This window comes from Streptomyces lavendulae subsp. lavendulae (assembly GCF_002803845.1).
GTDB lineage: Bacteria > Actinomycetota > Actinomycetes > Streptomycetales > Streptomycetaceae > Streptomyces > Streptomyces lavendulae.
Window position 1 is genome coordinate 7,662,392 of record NZ_CP024985.1, and the last position, 11,389, is coordinate 7,673,780.

Annotated in this window: 9 protein-coding genes and 1 riboswitch; of the genes, 5 read left to right on the top strand and 4 right to left on the bottom strand. The window is 74.7% G+C overall.

The features are described 5' to 3' along the window. Positions 1 to 28 precede the first annotated feature (28 nt). A riboswitch (cobalamin riboswitch) is annotated at positions 29 to 199 on the bottom strand. A gap of 55 nt (positions 200 to 254) precedes the next feature. Beyond that, positions 255 to 1,724 (bottom strand): short-chain fatty acyl-CoA regulator family protein, encoded by a 1,470-nt coding sequence (locus tag SLAV_RS34345; RefSeq protein ID WP_030235354.1) that lies wholly within the window; start codon positions 1,722 to 1,724, stop codon positions 255 to 257. Between the two features lie 299 nt (positions 1,725 to 2,023). Here SLAV_RS34345 and aceA point away from each other — a divergent pair, with 299 nt between their 5' ends. The 3 genes from aceA (at position 2,024) to SLAV_RS34360 (ending at position 5,885) form a co-directional block, all read left to right on the top strand. After that, complete coding sequence (gene aceA / locus SLAV_RS34350) at positions 2,024 to 3,310, top strand: isocitrate lyase (RefSeq protein WP_030235352.1); 1,287 nt, start codon at positions 2,024 to 2,026, stop codon at positions 3,308 to 3,310. Between the two features lie 113 nt (positions 3,311 to 3,423). Further along, a complete protein-coding gene (gene aceB, locus SLAV_RS34355; RefSeq protein WP_030235350.1) occupies positions 3,424 to 5,016 on the top strand; it encodes a malate synthase A in 1,593 nt (530 codons plus the stop codon). Continuing rightward, positions 5,013 to 5,885 carry a 3-hydroxybutyryl-CoA dehydrogenase gene (locus SLAV_RS34360; protein WP_030235348.1) on the top strand — a complete coding sequence of 291 codons (873 nt, stop codon included), beginning with the start codon at positions 5,013 to 5,015 and terminating at the stop codon, positions 5,883 to 5,885. The genes aceB and SLAV_RS34360 overlap by 4 nt, the downstream gene beginning before the upstream one ends. A 109-nt stretch (positions 5,886 to 5,994) precedes the next feature. Here the strand turns inward: SLAV_RS34360 and SLAV_RS34365 are convergent, their stop codons facing one another. Beyond that, positions 5,995 to 6,687 (bottom strand): sigma-70 family RNA polymerase sigma factor, encoded by a 693-nt coding sequence (locus tag SLAV_RS34365; protein WP_051841214.1) that lies wholly within the window; start codon positions 6,685 to 6,687, stop codon positions 5,995 to 5,997. Positions 6,688 to 6,828: 141 nt separating this feature from the next. Beyond that, a complete protein-coding gene (locus SLAV_RS34370; protein WP_037687914.1) occupies positions 6,829 to 7,608 on the bottom strand; it encodes a hypothetical protein in 780 nt (259 codons plus the stop codon). Between the two features lie 338 nt (positions 7,609 to 7,946). On the opposite strand from SLAV_RS34370, the gene SLAV_RS34375 reads away from it, so the two are divergent. Further along, positions 7,947 to 9,077, top strand: coding sequence for an MFS transporter (locus SLAV_RS34375; protein WP_037687924.1), 1,131 nt, complete (start codon positions 7,947 to 7,949; stop codon positions 9,075 to 9,077). Continuing rightward, positions 9,074 to 10,168, top strand: coding sequence for a hypothetical protein (locus SLAV_RS34380; RefSeq protein ID WP_030235338.1), 1,095 nt, complete (start codon positions 9,074 to 9,076; stop codon positions 10,166 to 10,168). The genes SLAV_RS34375 and SLAV_RS34380 overlap by 4 nt, the downstream gene beginning before the upstream one ends. On the opposite strand, the gene SLAV_RS34385 is transcribed toward SLAV_RS34380, so the two are convergent. After that, positions 10,155 to 11,369, bottom strand: coding sequence for an acyl-CoA dehydrogenase family protein (locus SLAV_RS34385; protein WP_051841213.1), 1,215 nt, complete (start codon positions 11,367 to 11,369; stop codon positions 10,155 to 10,157). The genes SLAV_RS34380 and SLAV_RS34385 overlap by 14 nt on opposite strands. Positions 11,370 to 11,389: the final 20 nt, after the last annotated feature.

Genomic DNA, 11,389 nt, shown 5'->3' on the forward strand with positions numbered 1-11,389 from the left:
CCATGCGTGTCTGCTCCATCCTCGTGGACAACACGGAACATCCGCGGCCGGTATCCTGACTCCCGGATCCCCGCGCGCCGCCCGCCTTCCCGACAGACCTCGTCAGTGGCGTGTGGATGGCAGCACACTCCCCGGTCACAGTGGCGGGACCGTGCCGGTTTTTCACCGGCTTCCCTGCACCGCGGACCTTGTGCCACGAACATATAGTTGGACGTCCTAGTAAGTCCAGACCCGCCACTCGGGCGGCTCTGGAGTCACTCCCGGTCGCGGGCCACGGGGTAGGGGACGAAGGTGCTGCTGTGCTCGTCGACCGCGAGCGTGCGGCCCAGGGGCGGGACGGCGCGCTGCGGGCAGTCGAGGCGTTCGCACAGCCGGCAGCCCATGCCGATGGGAGTGGCGGCCGAGGCGTTGTCCAGGTCGAGGCCGTCGGAGTAGACGAGCCGTGACGCGTGGCGGATCTCGCAGCCGAGGCCGATGGCGAAGGTCTTGCCGGGCTCGCCCCAGCCGCCGCGGTGGCGGGTGACGGCGCGCGCGGTCCACAGGTGGCGCTGTCCGTCGGGCATGGCCGCGATCTGGACGTGGATGCGGCCGGGGGCGGCGAAGGCCTCGTAGACGTTCCACAGCGGGCAGGTGCCGCCGGCCCGGGAGAAGTGGAACCCGGTGGCGGACTGCCGTTTGGACATGTTCCCGGCCCGGTCCACGCGGACGAAGGAGAAGGGCACCCCGCGCAACCTGGGGCGCTGCAGGGTGCTCAGGCGGTGGCAGACGGTCTCGTAGCCGATGCCGAAGTGGTCGGTGAGGCGCTCGATGTCGTAGCGGAATTCCTCGGCGGCGGTGTGGAAGACGCGGTACGGGAGGACCAGCGCGGCGGCGAAGTAGTTGGCGATGCCGATCCGGGCCAGGGCGTGTGCGGGGGAGCCGGGCTCGAAGTCCTCGCCGGCCAGCCGGTCCAGCTCGTCGCCGTACTCCAGCAGGGCGAGCTGCGTGGCCATCCGGAACGCCTGCTGCCCGGGCCGGAGCCGGCCGGACAGGTGCAGCACACGGGTCCGGGCGTCGAAGCGGTGCAGCCGGTCGGCGTCGGCGGCGGCGCGGCCTCCGGGCCGGCCGGCGTCCGCGCCGGGGCGGACCCCGGGCCGGTCGGGGTCCGAGGAGAGGCGGACCCCGTGGTGGTCGGCGAGGCGGTTCGAAAGAGCCCGTACGACCTCGCCGGTGCGGACGCCGGCCTCCCGGGCCAGGTCCTCGGCGGCGAGGTCCGCGTCGTGCAGGTAGTTCCGGCGGCGGTAGAAGAACTCGCGGATCTCCTCGTGCGGTGACCGGGGCACGGGCGGGCCGCCGTCGCGCCCGTTCGCGGTCTCCGCGAGCCGCTCGGCCAGGAGCTGGCCCCGTCGGCCGAGGTCCAGCAGGACGGAGGCGACGGCGGGCATCCGGGTGGCGAGTTCGGCCAGGTCGGAGGGGGAGACGCGGGCCTCGGCGACCTCGTTGGCCAGCGCCTCGCGCAGATCGGCGACGAGGCGGCCGGTGTCGCGTTCCGAGAAGAAGCCGGGGTCCACGCCGAAGGCCTCGGTGATCCGCAGCAGGACGGGCACGGTGAGCGGCCGGGAGTCGTGCTCCATCTGGTTCAGGTAGCTCGGCGAGATGGCCAGTACGCGTGCCAGGTCCGCCTGGCTCATCCGGCGCTCCTCGCGCAGCCGCCGCAACCGCGCACCCGCGTACGTCTTGCCCACCCGGACCCCCCTCGGCCTCGTTCCGGCTCCAGGGTACGCACGGATCCGCCCTCCCCGGCCTTCGCAACCTTGGCAATTGCGCCCCGGAAGATTCGCAGAAATTGGCAGACGTCCCTAATTGATGGCACTGCGTGCCGCTGTCAGAGTCTGTCCTGCGGCCTCCGGATTCCGGCTCATTGCTCCGTTCCGCCCTCGGGTCCGGCGGCCGCGACCCCAGATCACGGCACAGAGTGCCATCAGCTCGCCGCGGTGCACGGGCGCATTGGCAGGCGAAGCGACTCATGGAGACGGTGACGGTCATGGCAGGCATCAACACGACGGCGGCCGCCGAGCGGCTGGAGCAGCGGTGGGCCACGGACCCGCGATGGGCGGGCATCGAGCGCACCTACTCGGCGCTCGACGTGGTCCGGTTGTCCGGGAGCGTCCGCGAGGAGCACACCCTGGCCCGGCGCGGCGCCGAGCGGCTCTGGCGCCGGCTGCACGAACTCGACTACGTCCACGCCCTCGGCGCCCTGACCGGCGGCCAGGCCGTCCAGCAGGTACGGGCCGGCCTGCAGGCGATCTACCTGTCCGGGTGGCAGGTGGCGGCCGATGCCAACCAGGCCGGGCACACCTACCCCGACCAGTCCCTGTACCCGGTCAACTCCGTGCCCCAGGTGGTGCGCCGGATCAACAACGCCCTGCTGCGCGCCGACCAGATCGCCACGGCCGAGGACGCCGGTGACACCACCGACTGGCTGGCCCCGATCGTCGCCGACGCCGAGGCAGGCTTCGGCGGCCCGCTCAACGCCTTCGAGCTGACCAAGGCGATGATCGCCGCCGGCGCCGCGGGCATCCACTACGAGGACCAGCTGGCCTCGGAGAAGAAGTGCGGCCACCTCGGCGGCAAGGTCCTCGTCCCCACCGCCCAGCACATCCGCACCCTCAACGCCGCCCGCCTCGCCGCCGACATCGCGGACACCCCGACGCTGGTCATCGCCCGCACCGACGCCCTCGCCGCCACCCTGCTGACCAGCGATGTCGACGAGCGCGACGCCGAGTTCTGCACGGGCGAGCGCACCGCCGAGGGCTTCTACCACGTGCGGGGCGGCATGGCTCCGGTCATCGCCCGAGGCCTGGCCTACGCCCCGTACGCCGACCTCATCTGGGTCGAGACCGGCACCCCCGACCTCGCCCAGGCCCGCGAGTTCGCCGAGGCCATCCACGCCCGGTACCCGGACCGGATGCTGGCGTACAACTGCTCGCCGTCCTTCAACTGGAAGGCCGCGCTGGACGACGACCAGATCGCCAAGTTCCAGCGGGAGCTGGGTGCGATGGGCTACCGCTTCCAGTTCATCACCCTCGCCGGCTTCCACTCCCTCAACCACGGCATGTTCGACCTCGCCCGCGGCTACGCCGAGCACGGCATGACCGCCTACGTCGACCTGCAGGAGCGCGAGTTCGCCGCCCAGGAGCACGGCTTCACCGCCGTCAGGCACCAGCGCGAGGTCGGCACCGGTTACTTCGACCTGGTCTCCACCGCGGTCAACCCCGCCTCCTCCACCACCGCGCTCACCGGCTCCACCGAGGAAGAGCAGTTCCACTGAGCCCGTCGGGGCGGCCCCGTCCGCCCCGTCCGCCCGGTCCGCCGCTCGTCCGCACGGGGGCCGGGCGGTTCCTCCCCGCCCCCGTCCTCCTCTTCCAGCCCAGGAGTGCCCCGATGACCACCAGTGCCCCTGCCCGCGCCGTGCGCGTCCTCGCGGCCCCGGGCGACCGCCACGACGAGATCCTCACCCCCGAGGCCCTGGACTTCCTCGCCCACCTGGCCGAGGCCTTCGGCGACCGCCGCCACGAGCTGCTCAAGGAGCGCCGCCGCCAGGCCGTCCGGCTGGCGTCCGGATCCCCGCTCGACTTCCCCGTGGCCACCTCGGCCGTCCGCGCCGACCGGACCTGGCGGGTCGCCCCGCCCGCCCCCGGGCTTGAGGACCGCCGAGTGGAGATCACCGGCCCGCCCGAGCGGCGCATGGCCGTCAACGCCCTCAACTCCGGCGCGCAGGTCTGGATGGCGGACTTCGAGGACGCCACCGCCCCCACCTGGAACAACGTCATCGGCGGCCAGCTGAGCCTGCTCGACGCGTGCCGCCGCCGGATCGACTTCACCACCTCCGGGGGCAGGGAGTACCGTCTCGGCGAGAAGCTGCCCACCCTCATGGTGCGGCCCCGTGGCTGGCACCTGCCGGAAGAGCACCTGGAGTTCGACGGCCGGCCCGTGCCCGCACCGCTGGTCGACTTCGGCCTGTACTTCTTCCACTGCGCCCGGCGCCGCATCGACGCCGGGTCCGGCCCGTACTTCTACCTCCCCAAGCTGGAGAACCGCTACGAGGCACGGCTCTGGAACGACGTCTTCGTCCTCTCCCAGGACCTGCTCGGCATCCCCCGCGGCACCGTCCGGGCCACCGTCCTCATCGAAACGGTCACGGCCGCGTTCGAGATGGAGGAGATCCTCTACGAGCTGCGTGACCACAGCGCCGGTCTGAACGCGGGCCGCTGGGACTACCTGTTCAGCCTGATCAAGACCTTCGGGCACCGCACCGACTTCCAACTGCCCGACCGGGCCCGGGTCACCATGACCGCACCCTTCATGCGCGCCTACACCGACCTGCTCGTGCGCACCTGCCACCGGCGCGGCGCCCACGCCATCGGCGGCACGGCCGCCCACGTTCCCGGCAAGGACCCCGAGGCCGAGGCATCAGCCCTCGCGAAGGTCCGCCTCGACAAGGAGCGCGAGGCCGAGGACGGCTTCGACGGCTCCTGGGTCGCGCATCCCGCCCTCGTCCCCGTCTGCCGCGAGGTCTTCGACGGGGTCCTGGGCGAGCGCCCGCACCAGCTCGACCGCACCCGCGAGGACGTACGGGTGGAAGCAGCGGACCTGCTCTGCGTACGGCGGATCAGCGGCCCGCCCACCGAACAGGGCGTACGCACCAACATCGCGGTCGCACTGCGGTACTTCGACGCATGGCTGCGCGGCCAGGGCGCCGTGGCCCTCTACGGGCTGATGGAGGACGCCGCCACCGCCGAGATCGCCCGGGTCCAGATCTGGCAGTGGCTGCGCCACGGGGTCCTGGACCGGGACACGGCGCTACGGGTGCTGGACGAGGAGCTCGCCGCGCTCGGCGCCGCACATCCCTGGGCCGCCCTCGACGAGGTGCGGGAGCTGTTCGAGCGCACCGCGCTCGCCACCGAACTCCCGCTCTTCTTCACCCCCGACGCCTACACCCGTCACCTCGTGCGCATCCCGGAGGTACGGTCGTGAGCGCCGCCCTCCGCAGGGTCGGGATCGTCGGCGGCGGCCTGATGGGCGCCGGGATCGCCGAGGTCTGCGCCCGCGCCGGTCTGGACACGGTCGTCTGCGAAGCCGACGCGACCGCCGCCCGGGCGGCCCGGGAACGGGTCGCCGTCTCCCTCGAACGCGCCGTCCAGCGGGGCAAGCTCGACCGGATCTCCGCCGAGGACGCCCTCACCCGGCTCGTCTTCACCGGCGGCCTCGACGACCTGGCCGACCGGCAGCTCGTCATCGAGGCCGTCACCGAGAACGCCGACGTCAAGACCGAGACCCTCGCGGCACTCGACAAGGTCCTCGTCGATCCCGGGGCGATCCTCGCCACCAACACCTCCTCCCTGCCCGTCATGGTCCTGGGGATGGCCACCGGACGCGCCGACCGGTTCGTGGGACTGCACTTCTTCAACCCGGTGCCCGTCCTGCCGCTGGTGGAGGTCGTCCCCTCGCTGCACACCTCCCGGCAGACGGTGGAGACCGTGGAGGGCTTCGCCCGGGACGTCCTGGGCAAGACGGTGATCCGCTCGCAGGACCGGGCCGGCTTCGTCGTCAACGCCCTCCTCGTCCCGTACCTGCTCTCCGCCGTCCGGATGGCCGAGTCCGGCTTCGCCACCGCGACCGACATCGACGCCGGGATGGAACTCGGCTGCGCCCACCCCATGGGCCCGCTGCGGCTGGCCGACCTCATCGGTCTCGACACGGTCGCCGCCATCGCCGGGTCGCTCTACGACGAGTTCAAGGAACCCCTCTACGCCCCGCCGCCGCTGCTGATGCGGATGGTGCAGGCGGGACTGCTGGGCCGGAAGACCGGCCGGGGGTTCCACACGTACGACCGGGACCGATGAGGGACCCGGTACTGCCGCCGGGCTGAGGGGCCCGGCAGCGGGTGGTGGAGGGGGTGCGGCGGAGTGGTGTCCGCCGCACCCCCTCACGTCGTCCGGCCGGACCCGGCGGTCAGACGAGCGAGGCCAGGGCCACGGGCGAGCCGGACGCCCCGCTGCCCCGGTCCTCGTACGCGGGGAGGGCGGCGCCGGCCGCGGGCGGTTCGGCATCCGTCAGCAGGGCGATGAGCATGGTGCGCGCACGGGCCACGCGGGAACGGACCGTACCGATGGGGCACCCGACGGCGACGGCGGCCTCCGCGTACGGCAGGCCGAGCAGCTGGGTGAGGACGAAGGCCTCGCGGCGTTCGGCCGGGATCGCGGCCAGCAGCTCCGCCAGAGCGACGCCGACCTCGAAACCGGGAAGGCCGTGCGGCTGGCTCTGTTCGGCGGCCGTCTGCCAGTCGTCGCGGTCCGACAGCCGGGGGCGGGCGGCGGCGTGGCGCACGCTGTCGACGACCGTGCGGCGGGCGATGGACAGGAGCCAGGTACGGGCGGAGGAGCGGCCCTCGAACCGGGGGAGCGCGGCCAGGGCCCGCAGGAACACGTCCTGGGTGAGGTCTTCGGCCGCCTGGGGGTCCGCGCTCAGGTACGCCACGTACCGCCATACGTCGCGGTGCAGGGCCCGGACGAACCGGTCGGCCTTCGCGGGGTCGCCGTCGCGCGCGGCGAGGGCCAGCCGGGTCACCGCCGCATCGGAGTCCGGGGTGTGCCGGGCCGCCCTCTCGCGGGCGGGGCGGGGCTGGGTTTGCAGGGCAGGAGTCATCGCCACAGGTCCTTAAGGGCAAGGTGTCCGGCGCCGCGCGCGGCGCCGGTGAAGGGGTACGGCCGGCCGGAGGGCACGGCCGATGCCCGAGGGGCGACGGGCCGGTGAAGGGCCGTCAGCGCACGCTCGGGGAACCGGCTGTCACAGGACAGCGGGTCCCGTCGGCGGACCCCGTGAGGTGATGGCGTGGACGAGGAACAGCTGCCGGAGCGCGCGGCGGTGCCGCACCCGGCGTACGCGGGCGCGCGGCCGGACCGCGACCGGTGCGAAGCCGACGAGCAGGCGCAGCGGTGTCCAGAGCCAGCCCGCGACGGCGCGCAGGACGCGGAAGGCGCCCTGCTCCCCGTAGGCCAGCCACAGGCCGCAGAGCAGCGCGGCCAGCAGGTGGGCGGCGAGCATTCCGGCCGGTGACATGCCGGCCATGTCGTGACCACCCGAGGGCACGAGGGCGCCGGTGGCATCGGACGCGGCGCCGGCCATGCCGGCCATGCCCGGCATGTCGTGCATGCCGTGGTGGAGGTGGGCGGCGGCGCCGTCAAGGGCGGTGCCCGGTGGCGGCTGGGACACGAGACCGCCGAGCCCCGCGTCGCTGACGACCTTCAGGGCGTCCCGGGCGGACAGGGCCGGTGCCGTGCCTTCCCCGCACGTCAGGTACGCGGCCCACTGGCGGGCGAACGAGGTGCCGGACGGCAGGGAAGGGTGCAGGACCGACTGGGCCAGGGAGAAGCCCGAGTGGAGCGCGGCCTGGACGGCCACCGTCGCCGCGACGACGGTCAACGGCCCCCGCTCACGGCCCGCGAGGGACCAGGCCACGGCCGCCGTGCCCGCGAACGCGGCGGCCATCGCCCACCAGGGCACGGCCATACCGGACATGAGCACGTGGCCGACGGTAGCGAGCAGCACGCAGACGGCTGCGAACATCGCAGCCCGTCCCGCTCGAAAACAGTGACCCGGCGTCATGGCGGCTTCATCCTCGCACCGGCCTTCCGGACCGCGCAGGGGGGTGCGCACTTCCTGACAAGTTCTCGACCACGCCTGTGGCACCCCTCCAACTCCCGTCCCACGGTGTGGTGCAGGGCACAGAAAGGAGCGGGAACCGTGGTGCCGGTCCGTCCGACTGCCTTCCCGGCCAGTCGTGTCGGACAACACCGGGGACGGGGATTTCTGTGGCGGCAGAGGGGACGACGGCAGCCATCGCCGAGGCGCCGGGCGCGGGGGACGGGCGGGCCCGACGCCTGACCGCGCTGCTCACCTGCGCCATGGCCTTCTCGATGCTGCAACTGTTCCTGCTCGGCGCCCTGGGACCACGCCTGGTGGAGGAACTCGGCCTGTCCCCGACGGTGTTGGGGCTGACGACCACGGTCGGATTCGGGACGGCCGCCGCCTTGTCCCCGGCCGGCGGCCGGATGGTGGACCGCGTCGGGCCCCGGCGCTCGCTGGTGCTCCTGCTCGTGGTCTCCGCGGTGGCCCTCGCCCTGATCGGCGCCGCCCCCGGCGCCGGTCTCCTGCTGGGTGCGGTCGCGCTGGGCGGAATACCGCAGGCCCTGGCCAACCCCGCGACGAACAAGGCGATCCTGGCCGCGGTCCCGCCGGCCCGGCGGGGTGCGGTGACCGGCCTCAAGCAGTCCGGTGTGCAGCTGGGCGCGTTCGCCGCCGGACTGCCGCTCGCCGCCCTCGCGGGCGGTCTCGGCTGGCGGGGCGCGGTGTGGACGGCCTCCGGGGCCGCGCTGCTCGCCGGGGCGTGGGCGCTGCGCGCGCTGCCGGCCGACCCGCCCGTCCGGTCGGCCCCGCCCGTCGGCACGTCGTACGTACCGCGGGGGATGGTGGCCTGGCTGGCGGGATTCTCGCTGTTCCTGGGAGCCGGGATCGCCTCCGTCAACACCTACCTCGCCCTGTACGGGGTGCGCGCCCTGGGGATGGGACCCACCCCGGCCGGCGCCCTGGTCGCCGCCCTCGGCATCGCGGGCGTCCTCGGCCGGATCGGGTGGTCCAAGGCCGCCCGCCCGGGCCGGGCCGAGTGGCTGCCGGGCCTGCTGGCCTGCGGTGCCGTGGGCGCGGCGGCGCTCCTGGCCGGCGGGTCGCCCGTACCTCCGCTGGTGTGGGCCGGAGCCGTAGCCGTCGGGGTGTTCGCCGTGTCCGGCAACGCCGTCTCGATGGTGCTGGTCATGCAGCGCGCCGCTCCCGGCCGGGCGGGACAGGACTCGGCGCTCGTCGCGGCCGGGTTCTTCGCCGGGTTCGCGGTGGGCCCGCCGCTGTTCGGCCTCCTCGCGCAGAGCGGGCGGTACGGGTGGGGCTGGCTGCTGGTCGCGGTGGAGTTCGCGGCGGCGGGAGCGGTCGCGTTCCTCTGGGCCGTACGGGACCGGCGCGCCGGGGCGGGGAGGACGGCATGACCTCCGACGACCGGGCCGGGCGGGCACTCGCCGCCGTCATCGGCCGGGTGACGCTGACCGAGGCCGAGGTCGGCACCCGCTTCCCCCTGTACGCCGACCCGGCCGACGGGCGGTGGACGACGACCGGCCGGGGCTCGTGGACCGGCGGCTTCTGGGCCGGACTGCTGTGGCTGCGGGCCCGGTACACCGGGGAGGCGGCACACCGGCGGGCCGCCGCGGACTGCACGGCCCGGCTCGCGCCGTGGGCGGAGGCCGACACCGCCACCCGGGGACTGATCTTCTGGTACGCGACGGCACCGGCCCTCGACGGGTCCGGAGCCGCAGAGCTCCGGGCGGAGGCGGCCCGGGCCTGTCTGGACTCCTACGACCCCGGGGCGGGCATCGTGCCCTGGGGCGCGGCGCTCGGCGGCCCCCGCCTCCTGGCCCGCGCCGACGCCGTACCGGGGCTGGTGCCCCTCCTGGCCGCGGCCGGACCCGAAGGGGCCGCCGTGGCCGCGGCCCACCTCCACCGCCACCTCGACCTCGCCCTCGGCACCCAGGGCGCGGGAAGCGGCCGCAGACCCCGGCCCGCCTGGGAGTTCGACCCGGCGACGGGGTGGCACCCCCGCGCGGACCCGGCTCCGGGCTGGAGCCGCGGCGAGGCATGGCTGCTCCTGGCCGTGGCCGACGCCCTGCTCCACCCGGAGGTCGCCGCCCACCGGCCGGAGCGGCTCGCCTCCGCCGCCGAGCAGCTGCTGGTCCGGACGCGGGCGCTGACCGGGCGGATCGTCCCGCCCGACCAGGCGTCCCGGCCGCGGGGGCCCGTCGACACCTCGGCCGCCGCCGTCAACGCCGTCGCGCTGCTCAAGCTGTCGCGCGCGGGGACACCCCGGGCCGGGACGTGTGCGGCTCGGGCCGCGGCGATCCTGGACCGGCTGGCCGGGGCCCACCTCAGCGGGCCGGGGCCGGGCCGTCCGCAGGGCATGCTGCTGGACGGCTGCTACGACGCCGCCAAGGGCCTGGCGGTGCGCCACGAACTCATCTGGGGCGACTTCTTCCTGGCCCTCGCACTGGCCGCGCTCGACGGCCTCGTCGACATCACCCGGGTGTAGCCGCCCCGTGACCCCGGCCGTAGCCGCGCAGCACGCGGCGGGCCACCGAGGTGATGTGCAGCTCGTCCGGCCCGTCGAGGATGCGGGCCGCGCGCCCGCCGCGGAACAGGGACGGCAACGCCGTGTCCGGGCCGAGCCCGGCGGCGCCGTGGACCTGGATGGCGGAGTCCGTGACCTGCTGCAGCATCCGGGCGGCGGCGACCTTGGCCAGGCCCACCTCGGTACGGGCGTCCCGTCCGGCCGCGATCAGCGCGACCGCCTCGTGGACCAGGGGGCGGGTGGTGCGCAGCGCGAGCAGGGAGTCGAAGACGTGCTGCTGGACGAGCTGGTGCTCGGCGAGCGGCCCGCGCGATCCGCTGCGCGTGGCGGCGCGTTCGGCCATCAGGTCGAAGGCGCGCCGGGCCTGGCCGAGCCAGCGCAGGCAGCGCAGCGTGCGGCCGAGCGCGAGCCGTTCGCCCGCGATGGCCAGGGCGTCGCCACCCGTGCCGAGGAGGTGGTCGGCGGGCACCCGGACCCGGTCGAGCTCGATCTCGTACTGGCCCGCCGCCCCCAGTACGGGCAGTTCGCGCACCACGCGGAACCCGGGTGAGGCGGTCGGTACGAGCAGCAGGGACAGGCCCTCCCGGTCGCCCGCCGCGCCGCCCGTGCGCGCCAGGACGGTGACCAGATCGGCGCCGGCCGCGCCGGAGGTGAACCACTTGCGGCCGCTGACGCTCCAGCCGCCGTCCGCCCGGGCCTCGGCACGCGTCGCGGTGCGGAGCGGGTCGGTGCCCGGCACGTCCGGCTCGGTCATGGCGTAGCAGGTGCGCATCGAGCCCGCGACCAGCCGTTCCAGGTATTCCTCGCGGACCCGGGCGGTGCCGTGGCGCTCCAGCATGGTGACGTCGAGCAGCGGGGCGGAGCCCAGGGCGGCGGGACCGTGGTCGCTGGCGCCCTCCGCCTCGGCGAGCGCCGCGTACCGGCGGAACGTCAGGCCGCCGCCGCCCAGCTCCGCCGGGAGCGGCAGGGCCCACAGCCCGGCGGCGCGCGCCTCGGTCCGCAACCGCGCCAGGGCGGCCGCCGCCTCCTTCCCGCCCGCGTCCAGCACCGTCTCCGACGGGATCACCCTCGTACGGACGAACCGGTCGACCGCCTCCCCCAACCCGTCCGCCCGCGCGTCGGGTTGCGCCGGTCCGTCGTACGCCGTGCCCGTGTCCGCCACTGCATTCCTCCTCGTTCCCG

Excerpts from the sequence above, each read along its gene's own strand:
- SLAV_RS34375 (WP_037687924.1), top strand. The coding sequence starts at position 7,947 with ATGGCCTTCTCGATGCTGCAACTGTTCCTGCTCGGCGCCCTGGGACCA.
- SLAV_RS34365 (WP_051841214.1), bottom strand. The coding sequence starts at position 6,687 with ATGACTCCTGCCCTGCAAACCCAGCCCCGCCCCGCCCGCGAGAGGGCG.
- SLAV_RS34370 (WP_037687914.1), bottom strand. The coding sequence starts at position 7,608 with ATGTTCGCAGCCGTCTGCGTGCTGCTCGCTACCGTCGGCCACGTGCTC.
- SLAV_RS34380 (WP_030235338.1), top strand. The coding sequence starts at position 9,074 with ATGACCTCCGACGACCGGGCCGGGCGGGCACTCGCCGCCGTCATCGGC.
- aceB (WP_030235350.1), top strand. The coding sequence starts at position 3,424 with ATGACCACCAGTGCCCCTGCCCGCGCCGTGCGCGTCCTCGCGGCCCCG.
- aceA (WP_030235352.1), top strand. The coding sequence starts at position 2,024 with ATGGCAGGCATCAACACGACGGCGGCCGCCGAGCGGCTGGAGCAGCGG.